The sequence below is a fragment of the Streptomyces sp. NPDC043908 genome (assembly GCF_056435525.1).
On record NZ_JBWKEI010000012.1, the window covers coordinates 216,845 to 229,824 of the forward strand.

The following is a 12,980-nucleotide window of genomic DNA, read 5'->3' on the forward strand; positions in this document are numbered from 1 at the left end:
CCCCTCCGGGACCCCCCCCCACCCCCCCCCCCCCCTCCTCCCCCCCCCCCCCCCCCCCCCCCCCCCCCCCTCTCCCCCCCCCCCCCCCCCCCCCCCCCCCCCCACCCCTGGCCGCGAGCGCCGTTACACGTCGGCCATCTGCGGCATCTCGCCCTGTGTCGTCTGGAGGTCGATCACCGAGAACGACGCGCCCTGCGGGTCGCTGAGCGCCGCGAACCGGCCGAAGGGCGTGTCCATCGGCCCGAACCGCAGCACCCCGCCCCGCTTGGTCGCCTTCGCCACCGCCGTGTCGCAGTCGGAGACCGTGAAGTACACGTTCACGTACGAGGGGATCTCGGGCGGGAACTCCTCCGTCATCCGCATACGGCCCAGGGCCATCTCGTCACCGACGCTGAAGACCCGGAAGTCCGCCGCGTCGTCCTGCATCTGTTTGGCGCCGTACGGGAACACCGCGGGCAGGAAGGCGTCCAGTTTCGCCGGGTCGCGGGTGAAGAACTCGGCCCAGCAGTACGCTCCGGGCACCGCCTTGGCCTCGAAGCCCTCGTGGCTGCCCGCCTGCCACACGCCGAAGACGGCGCCGCTGGGCTCGCGGGCGATCGCCATCGAGCCGAACCCGCCGACCTGCATCGGCTCCATCAGCACTTCGCCGCCATTGTCCTTGATCTTCTTGGCCGTGGCGGCGACATCGGGCGACGCCAGGTAGAGACACCACGCCGACTGCCCCTCCTGGCCGGGCATCGGCGGTACGACGGCCGCCACCGCCTTGCCGTCCGCGTACGCCTGGGTGTAGTTGCCGTACTGCGACGACGCCTCGCCGAACGTCCAGCCCAGCACGTCACCGTAGAAGCTCTTCGCTCCCTCGACGTCGGTGAACATCGCATCGACCCAGCACGGAGTGCCCTCTGGTTCTGCGGCCATGACTGTGCTCTCTCCTGTGTGACGACGGCCCCTTTGCCACGCTAACCAGCCGTACGCCACCCCGCGCGCCGAGCGCTTCCCGCGCCGGGGCGCGGACGACGGGAGCGCGCCAGGGGGTGACGCGCCGGTAGGGCCGGCAGGTGAGCGGTTACGGATCCTGGCGGGGCGGGACGACTCGGGCGTAGCGTGGCCCGACGCTGGCGCACAGCGACCTACAGGGGGCGTGTGACCTCATGGACAAGCCGGTCTGGCAGTTCTCGGACGACCGCGGGCAGACGGCGACGGCGGCGCGGGTGCCCACCCGGGTCACCGCCTACATCCAGGCCGGAGCCACGCTCTGGGACCACGGCGTCGGCCCAGGAGCCGTCTTCGGCTCCTTCCACGACGGCGCCACCCCCGACCGCGCCAAAGCGGGCGGCCTGCCCCTGAACCGCCTGCGCTACCTGGGCGCGGGCGCCGCGCTCGACCTCGACGCACTGCTCCAGGGCACACCCGACCTCGTGGTGGCCGTCAGCTACGGAGGCGGCCAGGTCTACGGCCTCGACCCCGAGACGGCCAAACATCTGGAGGAACACGTTCCGGTGGTCGTCATCGACATCGGGCACGCACGCTCGCTGGCGGAGATCAGGAACCGCTTCGCGGACCTCGCGCGCGCCCTGGGCGGCGACCGCCGCCGCGAGGACGGCACCCGCCTCCTCGAAGCGGCACAGCGCCGGCTGCGGGCGGTGACAGCCGCCACGCGCGCGCGGCCGGAGCCCCCCGGCGGGCCCCGGGTGCTCGCGCTCTCGGCCGCCGGGTCCGACCAGGTCCACGTCGCCCGCCCCGGCGTTTGGCCGGAGCTGCGCGCCCTGGCCGAGCACGGCGTGAACCTGGTGGAGCCGCCCGCCGCGACCGGCGCGAGCTGGACCACGCTCACCTGGCGGGAGACCGCCGCCCTGCCCGCCGAGATCGTGCTGTGCGACGTACGGGTGAACGCCACGCCCGTGGAGCGGCTGCGCTCCGACCCGCACTGGCAAACGATCGAGGACCGTGCCCGCGTGCTGCCCTGGAACCCCGAAGCGCCGTGCAGCGCCCCGGCCCATGCCCGCTTCTTCGCCCGGGTGGCCGACGCCGTGGACTTGGCCACCGCACGTTAGTACGCCTCGGACCGGGACAACTTCACAGCTCAGAGCCGTGTCGGAGTTGGGCTGAACGGGTGAGCGGCGTCATCATGGCCGGATGCAGATACAGCACAGGGGCGAGGTGGTCCGGTGAGCAGGTACGACGTCACCGATGAACAGTGGGAGGGGCTCGCCCAGGTCGTTCCGCTGCGCAGTCGCAACGAGTGGCCCTCCCGCGTGGACCACCGCACCATCCCCAACGAGTACGCGACCGTCGAGCAGCGCCGCTTCGTGGTGCTGCGCGTCCAGGTCTTCGCGGACGCGCGCGAGGTCGCCGAGTACATGATGGCGCAGACACCGGTCCTGCTCGATCTGACGGGTGCGGACGCCGAAGTCGCCAAGCGCATCCTCGACTTCAGCAGCGGTGTGGTCTTCGGCCTGGGCAGCGGAATGCACCGCGTCGACCGCAACGTCTTCCTCCTGGCCCCCGTCGGCACCGAGGTGGAGGGAATCGCCGAAGCCGTCGTCCCCCACGCGTAGGGCGAAGCGGCCTCGGTAAGGGCAGCCGTCCCTCATTCGTAGGAAGGTGATCGAGGCGTAACGGTTCGTCTGATTTCGTCCTCGTACGGTCCGTTCCATGAACGGAACCTGTGACCGGCCCACCGTCACCGAACTGCGGCTCTCCGCCTTCAAGTCGCACCGCGGCGCGGTCTTCCCGCTCGGCCCGCTCACCTTCCTGGCGGGACCGAGCGGCAGCGGCAAGTCCAGCGTCCTCCAGGCATACGAGGCGCTGGCCCGGCTCGGCGCCGGCGCCACCCTCGCCGCGGCGTTCCCCGACGCCGCCGGATGCGTACCCGAACGGGCCGAGGCGGACGCCCAGGGCCGGCGGGGATTCCGCATCGGCTGCACCGTCGACGGACCCGCCGGGCCCGTCCGGCTCGACCTCGCCGTCCAGGCCGAGCCGGAACTCCGCGTCGTCGGCGAACGTTTGACCAGTGACGGCGACACGCTCCTGTCCACCGCCCTGCGCGACCCCGGCCGCTCCACCGTGCAGGCCGCCTGGCACACCGCGGGAGCCGTCCCGGTCACCCGCGCCCCGCTCCCCGACGACCGGCTCGGCACCGCCCTGCTGCCGCTCCGCGTCGCCGGCAAGACCGAGGGACAGCTGCGCGTCCTCGCCGCCGCCGAACAAGTCGTGGTCGCCCTGCGGTCCGTGTTCTCCTGCGACCCCCAGCCGCAGCGCATGCGCGAACCCGTCCTGCCCGGCCAGGGAAGGCTCCGGCGCGGCTGCGACAACCTCGCAGAGATCCTCTCCCGCACCGCCGAGGAGTGCACCATCCGGCACGCCCGGCTCGTCACCGCGGCCCGCGCGGGCTGCGCCGGCCCGGTCACCGCGCTCGCCGCCGAAGAACTGGCCGACGGCACCTTACGGGCGGTGGTCGGCCGCGGCGAGCGGACACCCACCCCCGTGGCACGCCTGGGCGAGGGCGAACTGCGCTACCTCGCCCTCACCCTCGTCCTGCTCACCGGCCCCGGCGTCCTCGCCGTCGACACCGTCGCCGAGATCCCCTCCGCCCTTCAGACCCTCACCGTCCTCAGCGACGGCTTCGACCGCGGCCTCGACCGCCGCCAGGCCCGCGAACTGGTCGCGCTGGCCGCCGAGATGTGCCAACGCGGCCACATCCGCCTCACCGGCACCCTCGCGGACGCCGGATACGCCCGAGGAGTGGCGGGGGCGACAGTGGTAGACCTGGAGCCGTGACCGAACCCGACGTAGCGGGACTCCAGCGCCGACTCGCCGACTTCGCGGCCGCACGCGACTGGCAGCCCTTCCACACCCCCAAGAACCTCGTCAGCGCCCTCAGCGTCGAGGCCTCCGAACTCCTCGAGATCTTCCAGTGGCTGACTCCCGAGCAGTCCGAGCGGATCATGCACGACCCCGACCGCGCCCACCGGGTGACCGACGAGGTCGCCGACGTCCTCGCCTACCTGCTCCAGCTCTGCCAGGTCCTCGGCATCGACCCGCTCGCCGCCCTCTCCGCCAAGATCGACCGCAACGAACTCCGCTTCCCGGCCCCGGCCCCAGCCCCGGCCCCTGTCCCCGCCCCTGTCGTCCCGCCCGCCCCGCAGTCCCCGGCCGGTTCGGAGCGGGCCCGAAGCCGCCCTCCCGAGGCACAAACCGGGCCCGCCCCTGTGCAAAACCCCGAAGAAAGTCCAAACGGTCACTCTTCGGAGTGAGCGAGTTATTCAAAACCCCCTGCTCGTCCACAGATTTCCCAATTCCTCTGGCTTTCCTGGCCTCAGAAGCTCACTCTAGGTAGTGACGGGGAAACGCATCGTCGTATGAACGGGGGCGGCGCATGGACGCGGTACGGCTCATCGGGATGAGCAGGTTAGCGCTCGCGGAAAGCACCGCGGCGCTGGAGATCGTCGCCGAGGCCTGGCAGGCACAAGCCCTCGCCCAGGCCATCGGCAGTCACCTGGCGGCCACCGGGCCCCCGGAGCTCAGGGGTGAGGCCCGCGGCCTCAGCGAGACCGGCGGCCGGGGCTGCGGCGTCCTCGACCACCCCGGGCTGCGCTTCGGCGGCGTCCGCGCCACCCAACTCTCCGGAATCAGCGACGCCAGACAGACCCTGACCGGCCTCGGGAGCCTGCTCGGCGACGTCGGCATGGCCCTGGTCGGCGTCGCCTGCGCCACCGACGAAGAGGGCCTCTACTGGCAGTGCATCGAAGCGATCGACGCCGCCGACGAATCGAGCGACCGGGTCCGCGGAATGCTCCGCAGACTCACCGTCCGCGAGCAGGAGAGACGGCCAGGCCTGCTGCGCGACTCCACGGCGGGGCCGTCATGACCGGACGGCAGTCACCGCATCACCCCTCACACACCCGTGGAGCGGTCCTCCACCGGCCCGCCGGCCTCCTGGCCCGGCACCCGTTCGGCCGACGACTGCAGATCCGCGTCGAGCTGCGACAGATCCGCGGTCAGCGCCGCCATCAACTCCTCCATCTGCTGCAGCAGCCCCTTCGGCGCGCCCTGCTGCTCGGGCACGGACTGCCCGACCGGTTCCTGCGGCACGGCCTGCTCCGGCACAGCTTCCTGGGACATGAAGGCCTCCTCGGCCCAAGCCCTCCCGCGCGGCTGCGAGGGCGGCAGTTCGACAGAAGCGCCGACAGCGGCCGCCGGCGCACGGGCCGGGCGGTCCGGCTCCGCCCGAGCCAACGACCACTCAGCGCCACAGTCACTGGTCAGGGCCCGCGCGGCCCGTCAGGTGGACGATATTCACCCGACTGGGCAGCCAGGGAGCATGCGGCAAGGGCGGGGTTGACGACAGTTCGAAGGTGCAGGATGGAGGCATGGATCTTCGCATCTTCACGGAGCCCCAGCAGGGCGCCGACTACGACACCCTCCTCGCCGTCGCGAAAGCCACCGAAGCCCTCGGTTTCGACGCCTTCTTCCGTTCCGACCACTATCTGCGCATGGGCTCAGCCGACGGACTCCCGGGCCCCACCGACGCCTGGATCACCCTCGCCGGACTGGCCCGCGAGACCAGCCGCATCCGCCTCGGCACCCTGATGACCGCCGGTACCTTCCGCCTGCCCGGCGTCCTCGCCATCCAGGTCGCCCAGGTGGATCAGATGTCCGGCGGCCGCGTCGAACTCGGCCTCGGCGCGGGCTGGTTCGAGGAGGAGCACAAGGCGTACGGCATTCCCTTCCCCAAGGAGAAGTCCGCGCGCCTGGAGGAACAACTGGCCATCATCACCGGGCTCTGGGCCACCGAGACCGGCAAGACCTTCGACTACGACGGCACCTATTACCAGCTCACCGACTCGCCCGCGCTCCCCAAGCCCGCCCAGGCCAAGGTGCCGGTCCTGATCGGCGGCCACGGCGCGGTCCGCACGCCACGGCTGGCCGCGCGATACGCCGACGAGTTCAACATCCCGTTCGCCTCCCTGGCCGACAGCGAGCGGCAGTTCGGCCGGGTGCGCACCGCCGCCCAGAGCGCCGGACGCAACCCCGACGACCTGGTGTACTCCAACGCCCTGGTCGTCTGCGTAGGAAAGAACGACGCCGAGGTGGCGCGCCGGGCGGCGGCCATCGGAAGGGAGGTGGAGGAACTCAAGGCGAACGGACTGGCGGGCTCACCCGCCGAAGTGGTGGAGAAGATCGGCGCGTACGAGGCGATCGGATCATCCCGGATCTACCTCCAGGTCCTGGACCTGGACGACCTCGATCACCTCGAACTGATCTCCACCCAGGTCCAGTCCCAGCTGAACGGGGCCTGACCGTGCGGCCCGCCCGCTCCCTGGCCGAAGCGCTGGCCACGCGGACCGTGCTCCTCGACGGCGGTCTCTCCAACCAACTCACGGCGCAGGGCTGCGACTTGGACGACGCGCTCTGGTCAGCGCGGCTGCTCGCCGACGATCCAGGGCAGATCGAGGCCGCGCACGAGGCGTATGTGCGGGCGGGCGCACAAGTACTGATCACCTCCAGCTACCAGGCGACGTACGAGGGCTTCGCCGACCGGGGAGTGTCCCGCCACGAGGCGACGACGCTGCTCGCCCGGAGCGTGGAGCTGGCGAGGAGGGCGGGGGAGAGGGCGGGGGTGGGGGGAGGGGAGGGGGAGGGGGGACCCCCCGAAGTCGTATCTCAAGCTCAAGCTGACGCCCAAGCTCAAGCCCAAGCCGACGTCTGGGTCGCCGCCTCCATCGGGCCGTACGGTGCCTTCCTGGCCGACGGGAGTGAGTACCGGGGCCGGTACGGGCTGACGGTGAGGGAGCTGGAGCGCTTCCACCGCCCGCGTGTCGAGACGTTGGTGGCGGCGGAGCCGGACGTGCTCGCGCTGGAAACCGTGCCCGACGCCGATGAGGCCGAGGCGCTGCTGCGGGTGGTCGAGGGGTGCGGAGTACCGGCGTGGCTGTCGTACAGCGTGGAGGGGATGCGGACGAGGGCGGGTCAGCCACTGGAGGAGGCGTTCGCGCTGGCGGCGGGCCGGGACCAGGTGATTGCCGTGGGTGTGAACTGCTGTACTCCCGCCGACGCGGACCACGCGGTGCAGCTCGCGGCGGCGGTCACCGGCAAGCCGGTGGTCGTGTACCCGAATAGTGGGGAGCGGTGGGACGCGCGGGCCGGGGCGTGGCGGGGCGACGCGACGTTCGACCCGTCCCGCGTCGAGGCGTGGCAGGCTGCGGGCGCCCGTCTGGTGGGCGGCTGTTGCCGAGTGGGACCGACGGAGATCGCGCGGCTGGCGGAGTACGTAGCGCGAACGGCATGAGGGAGCCGGCTGAGCTGGGCCCACCTCGGACCTCGCGTTTTTCGGCAGGCCCGAACTCCGGGTCGGACTCAAGCTCCGAACTCCACGCCCGAACTCCACGCCCGAACTCCAAGTCCGAATTCCAGTCTCGATCTCCAGGCCGGAACCCCGGGTCCGAACTTCGGGTCCGAACTCCAAGCTCGAACCCCCGGTCCGAACTCCAGTCCCGGGCCCACCCGTAACGCCACCCCCACGACTCACCTCCTGGAAAATGCCTGGTAGGAGCCGTGGAAAGCGGGCGATACTCGACAGGTGTTCCTGACAATCACCACGACCGGTTCCCCCGAACGCCCCGCCACCGACCTCGGTTTTCTGCTGCACAAGCATCCCGGGAAGGCGCAGGCGTTCTCCACGGCGCACGGCACCGCGCACGTCCTCTACCCCGAGGCGACCGCCGAGCGCTGCACGGCCGCGCTGCTCCTGGAGGTGGATCCGGTGGCGCTGGTGCGGCGGGGCAAGGGCAAGGGCCGTGGCGGAGCTCCCGATTCGGCGCTGGCGCAGTATGTCAACGACCGGCCGTACGCGGCTTCGTCGCTGATGTCCGTCGCGCTGAGCACCGTCTTCAAGAGCGCCCTGCGCGGCGTGTGCAACGCCCTGCCCGAGCGGGCCGAGGCACCGCTGCCGCTGCGGATCGAGGTGCCCGCGCTGCCCGCGCGCGGCGGTGCCGAGCTCGTGCACAAGCTGTTCGGGCCGCTGGGCTGGGCGTCGGTCTCGGCGGAGCCCATCGTGCTGGACGCCGAGTTCCCGGAGTGGGGCGAGTCCCGTTACGTACGGCTCGTGCTGGAAGGGGAGCTGCGGCTCGCGGACGCGCTGCGGCAGTTGTACGTCCTCCTCCCGGTGCTCGACGACGCCAAGCACTACTGGGTCGCGCCCGACGAGGTCGACAAGCTGCTGCGCGCCGGTGACGGCTGGCTGGCCGACCACCCCGAGCAGAAGCTGATCACCAGCCGCTATCTGTCCCGGCGCTGGGGGCTGACGCGGCAGGCGATGGAGCGCCTGGAACTGGTGCGGCTGGCGGAGGCCGACGACATCGCGGTCGAGGCCATCGACAACGCGGTGGACGAGACGAGCGACACCGAGGAGCGGCCCGTGCCGCTGGCCGTGCAGCGGCGCGACGCCATCCTGGCGGCGTTGACCCGGGCCGGGGCCGGCCGGGTGCTCGACCTGGGCTGCGGCCAGGGCCAGCTGGTGCAAGAGCTGCTGAAGGACGTCCGGTACACCGAGATCGTGGGGGTGGACGTCTCGATGCGGGCGTTGGCGATCGCCGCACGGCGACTGCGTCTGGAGCGGATGGGTGAGCGACAGTCGGGGCGGATCACGCTGATGCAGGGCTCGCTCGCGTACACGGACAAGCGGCTCAAGGGGTACGACGCGGCCGTGCTCAGCGAGGTGATCGAGCATCTGGACCTGCCGAGGCTGCCGGCGCTGGAGTACGCGGTGTTCGGCGCGGCGAGGCCGCGAACGGTGATCGTGACGACACCGAACGTGGAGTACAACGTGCGCTGGGACACGCTGCCGGCCGGGCATGTGCGTCACGGTGACCACCGGTTCGAGTGGACGCGCGCGGAGTTCCGCGACTGGGCCGCCTCGGTGGCCGAACGGCATGGGTACGCGGTCGAGTTCCTGCCCGTCGGGCCGGACGACGCCGAGGTGGGGCCGCCCACGCAGATGGCCGTGTTCGAGATGACCAAGACCGCGAACGAGGTGAACGCCGCATGAACACCGAGAACGAGCCCACGCCCCCCAAGCGCACGCTCCCCGTCCCCGACCTCTCCCTCGTCGTCCTCGTCGGCGCCACCGGATCGGGCAAGTCCACGTTCGCGCGGCGGCATTTCAAGCCGACCGAGGTCCTCTCGTCCGATTTCTGCCGCGGTCTGGTGGCCGACGACGAGAACGACCAGAGCGCCAGCGGCGACGCGTTCGACGTCCTCCACTACATCGCGGGCAAGCGGCTCGCGGCCGGGCGGCTGACGGTCGTGGACGCCACCAGTGTGCAGGTGGAGAGCCGCAGGCAGCTGGTCCAGTTGGCCAGGGAGCACGACGTGCTGCCGGTGGCCATCGTCCTGGATCTGCCCGAGGAGGTCTGCGCCGCCCGCAACGCGGCTCGGCCCGACCGTGCCGGCATGCCCCGTCAGGTCATCGCGCGCCACCGCCGTGAGCTGCGGCGTTCGCTGCGGGGCCTGGAGCGCGAAGGGTTCCGCAAGGTCCATGTGCTGCGCTCCGAGGCGGAGGTGGACAGCGTCGAGATCACCATCGAGCGCCGCTACAACGACCTCACCCACCTCACCGGCCCCTTCGACATCATCGGCGACATCCACGGCTGCCGCTCCGAGCTGGAGACGCTGCTGGCCAAGCTGGGTTACGTGGACGGTGCGCACCCCGAGGGCCGCACGGCGGTCTTCGTCGGCGACCTCGTCGACCGGGGCCCCGACAGCCCGGGCGTGTTGCGGCGGGTGATGAAAATGGTGGCCGATGGTAACGCTCTGTGTGTTCCGGGGAACCATGAGAACAAGCTCGGACGTTTTCTGGGTGGCAAGAAGGTCCAGCGCACCCATGGACTGGCGGAGACCATCGAGCAGTTGGACAGGGAGGACGATGGATTCAAGGAACAGGTGAAGGAGTTCATCGACGGGCTCGTCAGCCACTATGTGCTCGACGGCGGCAAGCTGGTCGTCTGTCACGCGGGTCTGCCCGAGAAGTACCACGGGCGCACGTCGGGGCGTGTCCGCTCACACGCTCTGTACGGGGAGACGACCGGCGAGACGGATGAGTTCGGCCTGCCCGTGCGGTATCCCTGGGCCGAGGACTACCGGGGTCGCGCGGCGGTCGTCTACGGCCACACGCCCGTCCCGAACACATCGTGGATCAACAACACCATCTGTCTGGACACGGGTGCGGTGTTCGGCGGAAGGATGACCGCGCTGCGCTGGCCCGAGCGCGAGCTCGTCGACGTGCCCGCCGAGAAGGTCTGGTACGAGCCGGTCCGTCCGCTGGCCACCGAGGCGCCCGGTGGCCAGGACGGACGGCCGCTCGACCTGGCCGACGTGCACGGGCGTCGGGTCGTGGAGACCCGGCAGCTGGGCAATGTGGCGGTGCGCGAGGAGAACGCGGCGGCCGCGCTCGAGGTGATGAGCCGGTTCGCCGTCGATCCTCGGCTGCTCGCGTATCTGCCGCCGACGATGGCGCCCACGGCGACCTCGCGCGCGGCGGCCCGGGGCGGCAGCGGTGGTGACGAGCAGTTCCTGGAGCACCCGGCGGAGGCGTTCGCGCAGTACGCGGCGGACGGGGTCGGGAGGGTCGTGTGCGAGGAGAAGCACATGGGCTCGCGGGCGGTCGCCCTGGTGTGCCGTGACGCCGAGGCGGCGCGTGAGCGGTTCGGGGTGGAGGGGCCGACGGGGTCTCTGCACACCCGCACCGGTCGCCCGTTCTTCGACGACACGGCCGTCACCGAGGAGGTACTTGGCAGGCTGCGGGCGGCCGTGTCCGCGGCGGGGCTGTGGGAGGAGTTCGGTGCGGACTGGCTGCTGCTCGACGCCGAGCTGATGCCGTGGTCGCTGAAGGCCTCGGGGCTGCTGCGTTCGCAGTACGCGGCGGTGGGTGCCGCGTCCCGGGCGGTCTTCCCGGGTGCCGTGCGTGCCCTGGAGGCGGCGGCGGAGCGTGGGGCGGACGTGTCGGGGCTGCTGTCGCGCCAGCGTGAGCGGGCGCGGGACGCGGCGGCGTTCACCGACGCGTACCGGCGCTACTGCTGGACCACGGACGGGCTGGAGGGGGTGCGGCTCGCTCCGTTCCAGATCCTGGCCGTCCAGGGGCGCAGCCTGGCCGCGGTGCCGCACGACGAGCAGTTGGCGTGGCTGGACCGTCTGGTCGAGCACGACGCGACGGGTCTGCTCCAGGTCACCCGGCGCCTGGTCGTCGACACCGGTGACGAGGCGTCCGTGCGGGCGGGTGTCGACTGGTGGCTGGAGCTGACCGCAGCGGGCGGCGAGGGCATGGTGGTCAAGCCGCTCCAGGCGCTGGCCCGGGACGGCAGGGGCCGTCTGGTGCAGCCGGGCATCAAGGTGCGCGGACGCGAGTATCTGCGGATCATCTACGGTCCGGAGTACACGCGCCCGGAGAACCTGGACCGGCTGCGGCAGCGGTCGCTGGGGCACAAGCGCTCGCTGGCGCTGCGGGAGTACGCGCTGGGTCTGGAGGCGCTGGACCGGCTGGCGGCCGGGGAGCCGCTGTGGCGTGTCCACGAGGCGGTCTTCGCGGTCCTGGCTCTGGAGTCGGAGCCGGTGGACCCCAGGCTGTGACGCCCTGGGGGCGGAGCCAGGCGGTTCCGTCCCCAGGAGCGCTCGCCTGCTGGGAGGCAAGGGGCGGGTTCGCCGGGTGAGCGGGCTGCTCGCGGGACAGGATGGAAGCATGGGATTCCATGTCGACTCCGAGACCGGGCGGCTGCGCCGCGTCATCCTGCACCGGCCCGATCTGGAGCTGAAGCGGCTCACTCCGAGCAACAAGGACGCTCTCCTCTTCGACGACGTGCTGTGGGTGCGCCGGGCCCGGCAGGAGCACGACGGCTTCGCGGACGTGCTGCGCGACCGCGGGGTCGAGGTGCATCTCTTCGGCGATCTGCTGCGCGAGTCGCTGGCGATCCCGCCGGCGAGACGGCTGGTGCTCGACCGGGTCTTCGACGAGAAGGAGTACGGACCGCTGGCCACCGGGCATCTGCGGGAGGTCTTCGAGGAGCTCTCCGCCGCGGAGCTGGCGGAGGCGCTGGTGGGCGGGATGACCAAGCGGGAGTTCCTGGAGCGCCACGCGGAGCCGGTGTCCGTGCGGTTCCACGCGATGGACCTGGACGACTTCCTGCTGGGTCCGCTCCCCAACCACCTGTTCACCCGTGACACCTCCGCCTGGATCTATGACGGGGTGTCCATCAACGCGATGCGCTGGCCGGCCCGGCAGCGGGAGACGGTCCACTTCGAGGCGATCTACCGTCACCACCCGCTCTTCGCCGGTCCCGGGGCGGCGCCCTTCCACACCTGGTCGCAGGGGCAGAGCGACTACCCCTCGACCATCGAGGGCGGCGACGTGCTGGTGATCGGCAATGGCGCGGTGCTCATCGGGATGAGCGAGCGGACGACTCCGCAGGCCGTGGAGATGCTGGCGCGCGGGCTGTTCGCGGCCGGTTCCGCCCGCACGATCGTGGCGCTGGACATGCCCAAGCGCAGGGCGTTCATGCACCTCGATACGGTGATGACGATGGTCGATGGAGAAACCTTCACTCAGTACGCCGGGCTCGGCATGCTCCGCTCGTACACGATCGAGCCGGGCGCCGGTGAGCAGGAGCTGAAGGTGACGGACCATCCGCCGGAGCACATGCACCGGGCCATAGCGGCCGCTCTCGGTCTGGACGGGATCCGGGTGCTGACGGCCACCCAGGACGTGCACGCGGCGGAGCGCGAGCAGTGGGACGACGGCTGCAACGTGCTGGCGGTCGAGCCAGGCGTGGTGGTGGCGTACGAGCGCAATGTGACCACCAACACGCATCTGCGCAAGGAGGGCATCGAGGTGATCGAGATCCCCGGGAGCGAGCTGGGGCGGGGGCGGGGCGGGCCGCGGTGCATGAGCTGTCCCGTCGAACGCGATGCCGTATAGTGATGCGACCAAT

11 protein-coding genes and 1 pseudogene are annotated in these 12,980 nt (G+C 71.4%); 10 read left to right on the forward strand and 2 right to left on the reverse strand.

Annotation, left to right across the window (positions count from 1 at the left end; all coding sequences use genetic code 11):
• Nucleotides 1–123: 123 nt before the first annotated feature.
• Complete coding sequence (locus tag AC069K_RS25955) at nt 124–918, reverse strand: VOC family protein (protein ID WP_358831044.1); 795 nt, start codon at nt 916–918, stop codon at nt 124–126.
• A gap of 233 nt (nt 919–1,151) precedes the next feature.
• Here AC069K_RS25955 and AC069K_RS25960 point away from each other — a divergent pair, with 233 nt between their 5' ends.
• The 5 genes and pseudogenes from AC069K_RS25960 to AC069K_RS25980 all read left to right on the forward strand — a co-directional run bounded on the left by AC069K_RS25960 (nt 1,152) and on the right by AC069K_RS25980 (nt 4,870).
• Nucleotides 1,152–2,054, forward strand: coding sequence for a substrate-binding domain-containing protein (locus tag AC069K_RS25960; protein ID WP_478620357.1), 903 nt, complete (start codon nt 1,152–1,154; stop codon nt 2,052–2,054).
• 114 nt (nt 2,055–2,168) lie between these two features.
• A complete protein-coding gene (locus AC069K_RS25965) occupies nt 2,169–2,558 on the forward strand; it encodes a cell division protein SepF (protein WP_365111308.1) in 390 nt (129 codons plus the stop codon).
• Nucleotides 2,559–2,655: 97 nt separating this feature from the next.
• On the forward strand, nt 2,656–3,780 hold the full coding sequence (locus AC069K_RS25970; protein ID WP_478620361.1) for an AAA family ATPase: 1,125 nt from the start codon (nt 2,656–2,658) through the stop codon (nt 3,778–3,780).
• Nucleotides 3,777–4,097: pseudogene (locus AC069K_RS25975) on the forward strand (nucleotide pyrophosphohydrolase); the annotation flags it as partial. The gene AC069K_RS25970 and the pseudogene AC069K_RS25975, both read left to right, overlap by 4 nt.
• 281 nt (nt 4,098–4,378) lie before the next feature.
• On the forward strand, nt 4,379–4,870 hold the full coding sequence (locus AC069K_RS25980; RefSeq protein ID WP_358831048.1) for a DUF6099 family protein: 492 nt from the start codon (nt 4,379–4,381) through the stop codon (nt 4,868–4,870).
• Between the two features lie 26 nt (nt 4,871–4,896).
• On the opposite strand, the gene AC069K_RS25985 is transcribed toward AC069K_RS25980, so the two are convergent.
• The gene (locus AC069K_RS25985) at nt 4,897–5,124 is read right to left on the reverse strand and encodes a hypothetical protein (RefSeq protein ID WP_478620366.1); all 228 of its coding nucleotides are present in this window, start codon (nt 5,122–5,124) and stop codon (nt 4,897–4,899) included.
• Nucleotides 5,125–5,372: 248 nt separating this feature from the next.
• Between AC069K_RS25985 and AC069K_RS25990 the strand changes: the two genes are divergently transcribed.
• The 5 genes from AC069K_RS25990 (at nt 5,373) to AC069K_RS26010 (ending at nt 12,967) form a co-directional block, all read left to right on the forward strand.
• Nucleotides 5,373–6,302 carry an LLM class F420-dependent oxidoreductase gene (locus AC069K_RS25990; protein WP_365111297.1) on the forward strand — a complete coding sequence of 310 codons (930 nt, stop codon included), beginning with the start codon at nt 5,373–5,375 and terminating at the stop codon, nt 6,300–6,302.
• Between the two features lie 2 nt (nt 6,303–6,304).
• Nucleotides 6,305–7,291, forward strand: coding sequence for a homocysteine S-methyltransferase (mmuM, locus tag AC069K_RS25995; RefSeq protein ID WP_478620369.1), 987 nt, complete (start codon nt 6,305–6,307; stop codon nt 7,289–7,291).
• A gap of 291 nt (nt 7,292–7,582) precedes the next feature.
• On the forward strand, nt 7,583–9,049 hold the full coding sequence (locus AC069K_RS26000) for a 3' terminal RNA ribose 2'-O-methyltransferase Hen1 (protein ID WP_478620371.1): 1,467 nt from the start codon (nt 7,583–7,585) through the stop codon (nt 9,047–9,049).
• Nucleotides 9,046–11,625, forward strand: a complete 2,580-nt coding sequence (locus AC069K_RS26005) for a polynucleotide kinase-phosphatase (protein WP_478620374.1) — start codon at nt 9,046–9,048, stop codon at nt 11,623–11,625. Before AC069K_RS26000 ends, AC069K_RS26005 begins: the two co-directional genes overlap by 4 nt.
• Nucleotides 11,626–11,734: 109 nt before the next feature.
• Nucleotides 11,735–12,967 (forward strand): arginine deiminase, encoded by a 1,233-nt coding sequence (locus AC069K_RS26010; protein ID WP_358831130.1) that lies wholly within the window; start codon nt 11,735–11,737, stop codon nt 12,965–12,967.
• Nucleotides 12,968–12,980 lie beyond the last annotated feature (13 nt).

What these genes read in the sequence shown, in the direction of transcription:
- AC069K_RS25955 (WP_358831044.1), bottom strand. Translation starts at nt 918, where the DNA reads ATGGCCGCAGAACCAGAGGGCACTCCGTGCTGGGTCGATGCGATGTTC.
- AC069K_RS25960 (WP_478620357.1), top strand. Translation starts at nt 1,152, where the DNA reads ATGGACAAGCCGGTCTGGCAGTTCTCGGACGACCGCGGGCAGACGGCG.
- AC069K_RS25970 (WP_478620361.1), top strand. Translation starts at nt 2,656, where the DNA reads ATGAACGGAACCTGTGACCGGCCCACCGTCACCGAACTGCGGCTCTCC.
- AC069K_RS25980 (WP_358831048.1), top strand. Translation starts at nt 4,379, where the DNA reads ATGGACGCGGTACGGCTCATCGGGATGAGCAGGTTAGCGCTCGCGGAA.
- AC069K_RS25985 (WP_478620366.1), bottom strand. Translation starts at nt 5,124, where the DNA reads ATGTCCCAGGAAGCTGTGCCGGAGCAGGCCGTGCCGCAGGAACCGGTC.
- AC069K_RS25990 (WP_365111297.1), top strand. Translation starts at nt 5,373, where the DNA reads ATGGATCTTCGCATCTTCACGGAGCCCCAGCAGGGCGCCGACTACGAC.
- AC069K_RS26005 (WP_478620374.1), top strand. Translation starts at nt 9,046, where the DNA reads ATGAACACCGAGAACGAGCCCACGCCCCCCAAGCGCACGCTCCCCGTC.
- AC069K_RS26010 (WP_358831130.1), top strand. Translation starts at nt 11,735, where the DNA reads ATGGGATTCCATGTCGACTCCGAGACCGGGCGGCTGCGCCGCGTCATC.